The sequence below is a fragment of the Paenibacillus sp. 01L418 genome, assembly GCF_056400045.1.
The window spans coordinates 43,021-53,454 of the sequence record NZ_JBFTSN010000011.1; the positions used below are offsets into that span (position 1 = coordinate 43,021).

The following is a 10,434-nucleotide window of genomic DNA, read 5'->3' on the forward strand; positions in this document are numbered from 1 at the left end:
AAATCTGGTCGCAGGATTTTTTCTGCGGCCATTTTTTTTACGGCATCAAAGCATTTGCATCCCATGAGAAACTTTATCCATGGAAAATGTTTAGCATCGACGAGCTCTATGAAAACAAGCTATACTAACAAAGCAGGGAGTAGATTACAGTTAGATGTACATAATTAAGAAAAAACGGAAAAAGAAAAAACTTTTAAAGTTTTTTTAAGAACATCGCAACTTTTCATTGTCACGTGCGTTTAAATACATGACGTTGTAACAAACACATGATTTGATGCGCGAGACCTACTCATGCTGGAAACAAATTGGAATGAATTCTCAACTTCCTCTTTACGGTACGACCTGCCCATTGTATAATGTTAAAGTGGTGCCGTGACTCTAGCAATGTTCTCGCATTTTTTACAAGTTTCTACGACATGATTTTACAAATGGGTTTATCATGATTGTAGACATCATTTATATCAAATCTGTGCTCAACTCTGGAAAGGGGGTGAATCGGCTATGAGGGAAAAGAGCAATTCACTATTTAAACAAAACTCTCAACAACCGCACGTATTTAGAGGAGGAGAAATAAAGGTTATGAAGAAAAAAATAGCAGCATTTGTGCTAGCTACTGCGCTAGTACTACCATTATCAGTTCCAGCTTTTGCAGCAACACCATCTGATGTTGTTGGCAAACCGGTACAATCAGCAGTTGAAGAACTAACTGCACTAGGAATCATTGCAGGTTATGAAGATGGTACATTTAAACCAGACAACACAATTACTCGCGCTGAATTGGCAAAAGTAATCGTTATCGGTTCTGGTAACGAAGGCGCAGCTAAATTGATGCAAAATGTTAAACCAACGTTCAAAGATGTTAAAGCAAACGTTTGGTACACAGGCTACATCAACGCAGCTGCAACTAAAGGTTTCATCTTGGGTGACGCAGGTACTAAAAACTTCCGTCCAAGTGATGCAGTTAAGTTTGAAGAAGTTGTTGCGGTATTGGTTCGTTCCCTTGGTTACCAAGAGAAGAAGTTGTCAGGCGTATGGCCTTATAACTACCTATTGAAAGCACAAGACCTTGGCTTGTTCAACAACGTTGATCTTAACGTTGGTGCAAAAGCACTTCGTGGTGTTGTAGCTCAATTGACTTCTAACACACTTAATGCAAAATTGGTATCATACAATGTTGATGGTAACGAAGTTCTTTCTTCGAACACATTGATTTCAAAATTGGGCAACACTTCATCCGCTGAATTGCTTAGTGATGCAGTTGTTGACGGTAAAGTAACACTTCGTTGGGTTACTGGTAAAGACAAAGATGATAAAGACATCGTTAAATATGAAGGCGTTGCAGTAGCATCGAACTTTATCGTAACGGGTAACAAATCTTTGGTTGATTTGCTTGGTAACAACGTAACAGTTGTTAAAGGCAAAGACGGTAAAGTACTTGCAATTACTGATGCTCAATCTTCTGATACTGTACTGAAAGGTACATTCGTTAAAGAAGATGCTGGCAAAATTACAATTAAAGTTGGATCTAAAGAAGAAACTAAATCTACTGTTGGCAAAAGCGTTTACTTTGTGAATGGCGAAGTTAAAACTGCTTTCTCTGCAAGCGTAGGCGATGATGTTACTCTATTCTTGGATGGTAACGACGTTCGCGTTRCAACATCTGAGAAATGGGCTGCTAAAGATTCTCTTGTAACACTAGTTGAAGAGAAAAACAGCTACCGCGATGCAAAAGTAACTTACAGCAACGGTACGTCACTTGTTTCTGCAAATGCTTCTGTAACACTTGATGGTAAAGTCGCAAAAGTAACGGATCTTAAGAAAGACGATGTAATCAGCGTAGTTGAAAAAACTAACGATCAAGCTACTAAAGTAGTTGCTGTACGTAGCACTACAACTGGTAAATTGGAAAACGTTGGTGCAACTAACGGCGTTAGCAAATTCACAATCGCAGGTAAAGTGTATGAAGCTACTTCAAACGTTGTATTAGCTAACATCAACACTTTGATCGCTGCAAACATCGGTAAAGATTTCACGCTTATCTTGAACGCTGAAGGTAAAATTGTTAAAGCTTCTGCTCCAGAAGCTGCAGTTAACACGCCAGCAGTAATCGTTCTTGATGCAATTGATGCAAAAATTCTTGAAAACGAGCAAATCGTTGACAGAGTAAAAGTAACTTACTTCGATATCAAAGCTAACAAAAACGAAATTAAATACACTACAGCGCCACTTGCAACTTTCACAGCTGTGAAAGAACAAGTATCTGTGCTTGCATTCGACGGTGCGAAATTGATTGGTCTTGCAAAAGACGAAGTTAAAACTGACGTTAAAGGCGCAGGAATTAAAGTTGCGAGTGTTACTGCAGCTCAAGTAAACCTTGATGGCAATGTATCTTTCGTAATCGATGCTAACACTGTAGTTGTTGATGCAACTAAATTGGGTGCTACTAACCTTGATGATCGTAAACTTGCTGTAGGTACACTTGCACAAGTAACTAAAGGTGATTTGGTTTATGTTCATGCAAAAGGTGCTACTGCATCATACATCGTAATCAAAAAGGATACTGATGCATCTGCAACAGTTCAACCTACTTTGAACGGTTTGTTCGTAAGTGCATCGATCAACCAATCTACTACTACTTCTTCAACTTACTCAGCTGTTGTTAAAGTAGCTGGCGTTGATAAAGATGTTAAAATTACAGGCGATGTATACAATTTAATTAAAGGCAAAGCTGTTAACAGTGCAATTAAATTGGAAGATACTGCTGACACTAGCGTTGAGTACGACGTTGCTACTTCAGTAACTGTTGATCTTTCAACAATTACAATTGCTGATAACCAAGCAGCTAATACTTTCGCTAGCAACAACGGTAGCTTTATTGTCACTGGAAACACTACAGTATATGTTATCTCTGCTGATAACAAAAGCGTAAATGTTGGTGGATTCACTGATGTTTCCGAGCAAAAAGGTAGTGTTCCAAATACTAAAGTAGCGAGCATCACAGTACTTGAATCCGGTACTTCATTCAACGGTTTCAAAGAAGCTGCTGTAGTTATCGTAAAACTTAAGTAATTTAAGTAGCAAGCTTTAGTAAAAAGGTTGAGAGTCAAACTCTCAACCTTTTTTTTGTTCATTTAGAGTTCATAAAAGTAAATTATAATAAAAACGAAACTTATTGGAAGTTGTTTGCGTCTAGATATACATACCATAAGATACGGAGTGAAATGAAAATGCAAATGCGCTTGAGAAGAATAACCACATTCATATCTCTTTTTCTCGCAATCGTTTTATTGGCCAATACGGTACCTTCAGTTAACGCAGCACCTGCAGCACCCAATGTATTTAAGAAAGTAAGTATAAGTAAAGCATCATATATTCAATTAACGGATGCAAATTTAATTCCAAGTTCTAATGGTGCGACAGCTAGCTTTACATTTACTATTTATAACGGAGATAGTGCTGCAATTAACTTAGTTGACTATTGGGCAAGGTTGAAAACAACAGGTGGGACGAAATATACGCTTTCTTTGCTTGAATCCGATAAGAAAAAAAGAGCACTCCCTAAGTCGACTACGACATTGACATATTATAGTGAGGTTGGAGCTAAAATTACACTTGATCAACTAGTAGTCAATGTAACGAAATTTGATTTTAGTGTTGCTGGATATGAGAGAACAATTGCACAGTATACCTTTCCTAAAGGTTTTAATAATTATGTGAAAGCGGGCGGTTACAAGGGAGCTTTAGTAAATAATACATTAGTGAATTTTCGAATTGATCAAATTAATGTAACAAAATCCGCTAAGAATTATAACTTTAATCTTACATATGTTGCACGTAATACAGGGAAGTATGGCGTAGCTTTACCGCAATACAATTATTATGCTCAAACTGCAAAGGGTTTGTATAAGTTGTCATTAAGAAATAAAACAGATGAGACTTTGGTTTTGGAACCGAGTGTTCTCAATGCCGTTCAATTAACAGGTACTATTCCCCTATCAGTAGCAACAAATGGCTGGAAATTAATTATTACAAATAATGTTGGAGTAGAAACAAATAAAATTGAGTTACCAGTTCTGATTTTTGATACACCATTCAAAATAACTACTACTACTTCGACTTCAACTAAAACAACATTCACAAACAACGATGGAACTTATGAAGTAGAATTGAATTCAGTTCAGCGATTCCCTTGGAACAATAATGATAATATTATTGCTAATTTGGTTGTGAAAAATAATGGTTCAGTTTATCTGCCATTACCAGATTTGAGTGGGATGCTCATTGTTGATGATAATATAAAAATTGAAGGAAAAGGACTTAAAAAAATCGGTGATATAGGTTTAGCACCAGGTGCTTCTACTACTATCAGTTATGTTGGGACTATTCCTTATAATTACAATTGGAGCAAGTTTAAAATAAAGCTATCTCAAAAGACTGGAGAAGTTGTTTCAGAAATTGGGGAATTAACAAAATCAACTTTAGTTCCAATTAAGCAAGTTGATGTTGATTCTATATTTACACAACAGGATAACGGTGCACCTTTTAGTGCTCTTATAAAAGAAGTAAAAACTTATACTGGGGAAAAAACAGATGTTTATACTGTATATATGGATTTGACAAATAAGCAAATGCGTAATGGTTCATTACCAACATTAGCTGGTTACTTCAAAACAACTGATGGGAATTTATATGAAGCAAAAATCATAAAATCAACAAATAGTATAAAATCGGAAAAGAAAGACCAATTAATAGTTTGGACTGAATTACCGGATAATGTTGATCGTGTAGGAATGCAGCTAATTATGGGTGAAGCATTTGATGAAAAAGGATTACTTCAAGGAACAGGTACAGCAATTGGATATTTACGAGCTGCACAGTTTGCTTTGCCTGAAGAGAAGGTTGCTAGCAATAACTTCAAAGATATAAAAGTAGGACCATATACAATTGACATGAACTATTTTAATGTATGGTTAAATGGTTCTCGAATGGATATTAAAGTTGGTGCTAATGTAACAAAGGATTTGAGTTATGATGGATATACGCAATCAAAATTCACTTTCGAAATTGTACATGAAGCAACCAAACAAATTCTTTTTTCACAATTAATTGATTTAGAAGGTAAAGCGGAAAATAGTTTGAGATGGAAATTAGGTTCCAATTACAATGCTATTAACAAAGAAATGGGTGACACTCTTTTCTGGAATGAATATCAATTAAATGTTTATGAGACAATTAATGATAACAGGAAGAAATTAGCAACTTTGCCGATTACTTTTTCAACTACAACTAACTGGCTAGACGGCAACCACTAACAAATAAAAACTGGTTTCTCCTACTTAAATCTAGTATCTTTATAGGAGATGAGAGATAGAGAGGAGACTTCCAAAAGTGAAGAAAAAGGTAATACGCGGTTTAGTTGCAGTTGTTTTAGTAGGAGCAGGCGTGTGGGTCGGCGTAAACTTTGCATCACCGCTTGAAGCGGAATCAAATGCGCTGACTCCGGGCTCTGTAGAAGATCCTGTTGTCACCAAAAGCTATGTGGATGAACAACTCGCCAAGTTAGGCGGTGGCACTCCTGGAGGCGGTACGACGACGCCTGTCGCGGACACCGCGCTAGAAGTTGTCACAGTGCCAGCTGGCAAGACGCTAATGGCTGGCCAAGGCACAGAGGTCATTGTACGTGTAGGCAAGGCAATTGCCTATAGCTCTGACGCAAGCGGTATAGCTGATCTAACTGGCGGCACGGATTTAACTAAAGGGAAAGCTGTTCCAACCAACCATTTATTGCTTTTCCCACGTGAGGGCCGCGGCATATTGCCAGATCCTAATCAAAAGAATGGCTTGACGGTATTGGTTAAAGGGAAATACAGCTTGCAATAATATGGATGGATGTTCAACATTTTACCCGAAATGACAATAGATTATACGCTTTAAAGAAGATGAAAGGATGCACAATACAATTGTGTTCCTACATTCTTTGGAGGTGTCATTTATGAGTCGTTCGAATAAAGTAGTAGTACCAACAAGTAAAGCAGCATTAAATCAACTGAAATATGAAATTGCTGCAGAATTTGGTTTAACCTCAGGCGGCTATACAAGCGAAGGAGCGGACACTGAGTTTGCTGGCGAACTAGGGGCATCCTCTGGAGCCGGAGGCCACAGCGTACACTGGTCAGCATTATCGACGAGGCAAGCTGGTTCAGTGGGCGGAGAGATCACCAAAAGGCTGATAGCTCAAGCAGAATCAGTGCTTGGCGGTTATCAATAATTATTGGAAATTCCGGCGTCCATTGACACAAAGCGACATTTTCGGTATCATACTGTTTTAGAAGAGTTGTAAAACAACCTTTTCCTACGGGAAAAGGTTCATTTTTTGTGTAGAATGTCCGCACTTATTAATATTAAGGTTGTAGGAGGTTGATACGGATGTCGGTTAAAGGACGCCATTTGTTTACATCAGAATCAGTTACTGAAGGCCATCCGGATAAGATTTGTGATCAAATATCCGATGCTGTCTTAGATGCATTTCTAGAAGCAGATCCATACGCGCGTGTAGCTTGTGAGGTTTCTGTAGCAACAGGTCTTGTACTTGTTATTGGTGAAATTAGCAGCCGTGCTGATTTTATTGATATTTCTTCAATTGCGCGCCGTACGATTAAAGAAATCGGTTATACACGTGCTAAATACGGCTTTGACTCCAGTACATGCGCAGTATTGACTTCGCTCAATGAGCAGTCCGCTGACATTGCGCAAGGCGTTAACGCTGCGCTTGAAACTCGTGATGGCAAAGATATGAAGCAAGAAAACGAAGATATCGGTGCAGGCGATCAAGGTCTAATGTTTGGTTTTGCTACAAACGAAACACCTGAGCTTATGCCGCTTCCCATTGCGCTATCTCACCGTATCGCTCGCCGCTTGTCTGAAGTACGTAAAAACGAGACGCTTGCTTACCTTCGTCCAGACGGTAAAACGCAAGTTACAATTGAATACGCAGACGGTAAACCTGTTCGCGTAGATACCATTGTCGTTTCTACACAACATGCGGAAGAAATCACGCTTGAGCAAATCCAAAAAGATATTCTTGAGCATGTTATTAAGCCGGTGGTTCCAGTGGAATGGCTTGATGCTGATACAAAATACTTCATTAACCCAACTGGCCGCTTCGTAATTGGCGGACCTCAAGGTGATGCTGGTCTAACTGGTCGTAAAATTATCGTTGACACGTATGGCGGCTACGCTCGTCATGGCGGCGGCGCATTCTCCGGCAAGGATCCTACAAAAGTTGACCGTTCAGCAGCTTATGCTGCCCGTTATGTAGCTAAGAACATCGTGGCTGCAGGACTTGCAGACAAATGCGAAATCCAACTGGCTTACGCAATTGGTGTTGCTCAACCGGTATCAATTAACGTAGATACGTATGGAACAGGCAAAATTGGTGAAGATAAACTTGTTGATATCATCACTAGCAACTTTGACCTTCGTCCTGCAGGCATTATCAAAATGCTTGATCTACGTCGCCCAATTTACAGACAAACAGCTGCTTATGGTCACTTCGGCCGTACAGATGTTGATCTTCCTTGGGAACGCGTTGATAAAGCGGAGAAGCTTAAAGCAGACGCTGGCGTTCAAAGCGGAGTTTAAGATTCGATATACAATATAAAAGCCTTTATAGGCTAAAAAAGCTGTCCACAAAGTAGTATGACTACTTCATGGACGGCTTTTTTGTTATACATTCGGTACAAAAAAGTAGTTTAACCTAAATTTTTCATGCTTAGAAACCGACAAATAAGGTACGAGTGTAATTTTTTGAGGAGTGAATTGAAATGAATCGAACGAGCAAGCTATCTTCGTTTATCGCTGTTATGCTGTTGCTCCAATTAAGCTTAGCAGGCTGGTCATCGGCCCCGCAGCAAGCGGCAGCGGCGGCTTCTGGTCCCGTCGTACTTAGTTTAAGCCCAGCCGACGATCTAATTAACGTATCGATCTCCGCTGATTTAAAGATGACCTTTGATGAAAATGTAAGCAAAGGCTCTAGTTCAACGTCTATTAATATTTATGACTATGCAACAAGCAATTTGGTAGAGAGTATACCTCTATCGTCTAATCGAATTACTATTGATTCATCGCAGCGTGTCGTGACAATAGATCCGTCTAATAATTTTGCTTTAAACACGAATTATTACATATTGGTAGATGCCGGTGCTTTTGTTAACCAATCCAATGGTGTTGGTTATACCGGTATAAAAAGTGCAAGCAGCTGGAATTTCCGAACCGTTGCTGAAGTAGATGTAACCAGGCCTTCTCATACAGGCTTGTCGCCATCGGTCGCTCCAATTGCGGTGACTACACCGATTACCATTTCATTTAATGAGCCTGTTTATGTTGCAAGTGGCAACATACAAATTAGCTCGGTCGAGGACAGCCGTACCATTGCTGTTACATCTAACGCGGTAAGAGGAAGCGGAACGAACCTAATCGTTATTCAACCTCCTGCTGCGCTGCAGCCTAATACAGCATACACCGTTACAATTCCAGATACTGCATTTCAAGATGCGGCGGGGAACCTTTATTACGGCACATCATGGGTTTTTACAACGGACGCAGCACCGGTTAACGTAGCTGCACCATTTGTTCCGGCAGATAATGCTACCTCTGTTCCGGTCAACTCAGAGCTGTTCATCACTTTTGATAAAGCTATACAAGCACGTGCGGACAAATATATTGAAATACGCAGAATTAGCAATAATACTACTTTTGAGCGTTTTAGTGCCCTTTCTTCGAGAATTACAGTAACCAAAAATCAAGTGAAAATAACTCCAAGCTCTAACTTTGAACCGAATACAGCTTATTATGTATTAATTGATGCTGGAGCCTTCACCCAGACAGATCCGAATGGATCTCAATGGTATCACGGTATTGCTGGAGCATCCGTTTGGAATTTTAGTACAGACCCGGGCTATGAAACCACTCCGCCTCTTGCAACAGAATTATTGCCGGTAGCGAATGGATCTATCACCAGCTTAAATTCTTTACTCAAAATTAATTTTAATGAACCGGTCTTCCCAAGCAGCGGAGTCATTGAAATAAGAGAAACTGCAACAGGATCTTTGTTCCGTACTATTCCAATTACTTCGGAACGCGTGACTGGCGGCGGTACCTATCAGATAACGATAGACCCCAATAAAGCGATAAACGGAGAGTCTGAGAAAGCTTTCGTAAACAATACGAAATACTATGTAATGATCGGCAATCGCGCTATTCGTGATGCAGCAGGAAATCATTTTGCCGGAATATCCTCATCGACGTATTGGTCTTTTACGGTTTCTCAAGATACGGTAAGACCAACGCTTTCTTTATTGAACCCGCTTAACAATGCGGTTTCAGTAGGGCTAAATCAAGCTTTTACAGCAACGTTTAGCGAACCGATAAAAAAGGGTGCAACGGGTTCAATCCTATTTAACCCTATTGGAGACAAATCACTGCAGCCGATCCCGGCAAACTATTATGTTGATGGCAACAATAATAATGTGTTAGTCATAGCGCCAACACAGCCATTTACTGCAAAAACTTCATATTATGTAACGATTGATGCGAGTGCAGTAACCGATTTGGCCGGCAATAGTTTTGCTGGAATACTAAATGAATATCAATGGACTTTTCAATCATTTGGTTCTGATACGACAGCTCCTACATTAAGCAAGCTCGAGTGGAGCGGATCAACGATTACGATGACCTATAATGAAGATCTGAATGTGCACGCGGTACCTTCGACAGGAAGTTTTTATGCGACAGTTAACGGGGCGCCTCGTTCTGTTGTCGGTGTTCAAGTTCGCGGAGAAACAGTCATTATAACGTTATCGAGCCCTATTGTGGCCGGACAAGTGGTGAAGCTCTCTTATTCCAAAGCAGCAGTTAGCCCAATTCAAGATACTTCAGGAAATGAAGCGATTAGTATTGCAAATCAGGACGTATCAGGTGCTAAGGATGTCTCTGCCCCAACCATTGTAAGCGGGAATGCTTCGGGTACAGCGATTACTTTATCTTTTAACAAGGATCTAGCGACTGTGAACAGCTACGCCTATTTGCAATTTACGGTTAATGCGGGCGGAGTGAATTACAGTACAACTTCGATTTCAAGCACAGGCGGCAATATTTTGTTAACGATTAATGGCTCGATACAAAATTACCAGAACGTCTATGTGACCTATGCTCCGGGCACGTATCCCATTCGTGATACGGCAGGCAACTATTTGGCAGCATTTAATAACTACAGCCTCTATAGTACGCCAGACACAGGTACACCTAATCTTCAGTCCATTAGCGTGAGCAGTAATATCGTTACACTCAACTATAATAAAAGTTTAAATCCACAAAGCGTTCCAACAGTGGGGCAATTTTATGTACTGGTAGATAATATTGCACGCTCTGTTATTC

6 protein-coding genes are annotated in these 10,434 nt (G+C 39.8%); all 6 read left to right on the forward strand.

The window, feature by feature from the left end:
• Positions 1-501 precede the first annotated feature (501 nt).
• Positions 502-3,069: an S-layer homology domain-containing protein gene (locus AC1DSE_RS03115; protein ID WP_477527388.1), complete on the forward strand. Its 2,568-nt coding sequence runs from the start codon at positions 502-504 to the stop codon at positions 3,067-3,069.
• A gap of 158 nt (positions 3,070-3,227) precedes the next feature.
• Complete coding sequence (locus tag AC1DSE_RS03120; RefSeq protein WP_477511501.1) at positions 3,228-5,312, forward strand: hypothetical protein; 2,085 nt, start codon at positions 3,228-3,230, stop codon at positions 5,310-5,312.
• A gap of 76 nt (positions 5,313-5,388) precedes the next feature.
• Entirely contained in the window at positions 5,389-5,880 is a 492-nt protein-coding gene (locus AC1DSE_RS03125) for a hypothetical protein (protein ID WP_076266210.1), read from the forward strand.
• Between the two features lie 112 nt (positions 5,881-5,992).
• Positions 5,993-6,268 carry a small, acid-soluble spore protein, alpha/beta type gene (locus AC1DSE_RS03130; protein ID WP_477511502.1) on the forward strand — a complete coding sequence of 92 codons (276 nt, stop codon included), beginning with the start codon at positions 5,993-5,995 and terminating at the stop codon, positions 6,266-6,268.
• A 158-nt stretch (positions 6,269-6,426) separates the two neighbouring features.
• On the forward strand, positions 6,427-7,641 hold the full coding sequence (gene metK / locus AC1DSE_RS03135; RefSeq protein ID WP_430056938.1) for a methionine adenosyltransferase: 1,215 nt from the start codon (positions 6,427-6,429) through the stop codon (positions 7,639-7,641).
• A gap of 182 nt (positions 7,642-7,823) precedes the next feature.
• The coding region (locus AC1DSE_RS03140; protein WP_477527389.1) for an Ig-like domain-containing protein at positions 7,824-10,434 on the forward strand (2,611 nt) is incomplete at its 3' end.

What these genes read in the sequence shown, in the direction of transcription:
- AC1DSE_RS03120 (WP_477511501.1), top strand. Translation starts at nt 3,228, where the DNA reads ATGCAAATGCGCTTGAGAAGAATAACCACATTCATATCTCTTTTTCTC.
- AC1DSE_RS03130 (WP_477511502.1), top strand. Translation starts at nt 5,993, where the DNA reads ATGAGTCGTTCGAATAAAGTAGTAGTACCAACAAGTAAAGCAGCATTA.
- metK (WP_430056938.1), top strand. Translation starts at nt 6,427, where the DNA reads ATGTCGGTTAAAGGACGCCATTTGTTTACATCAGAATCAGTTACTGAA.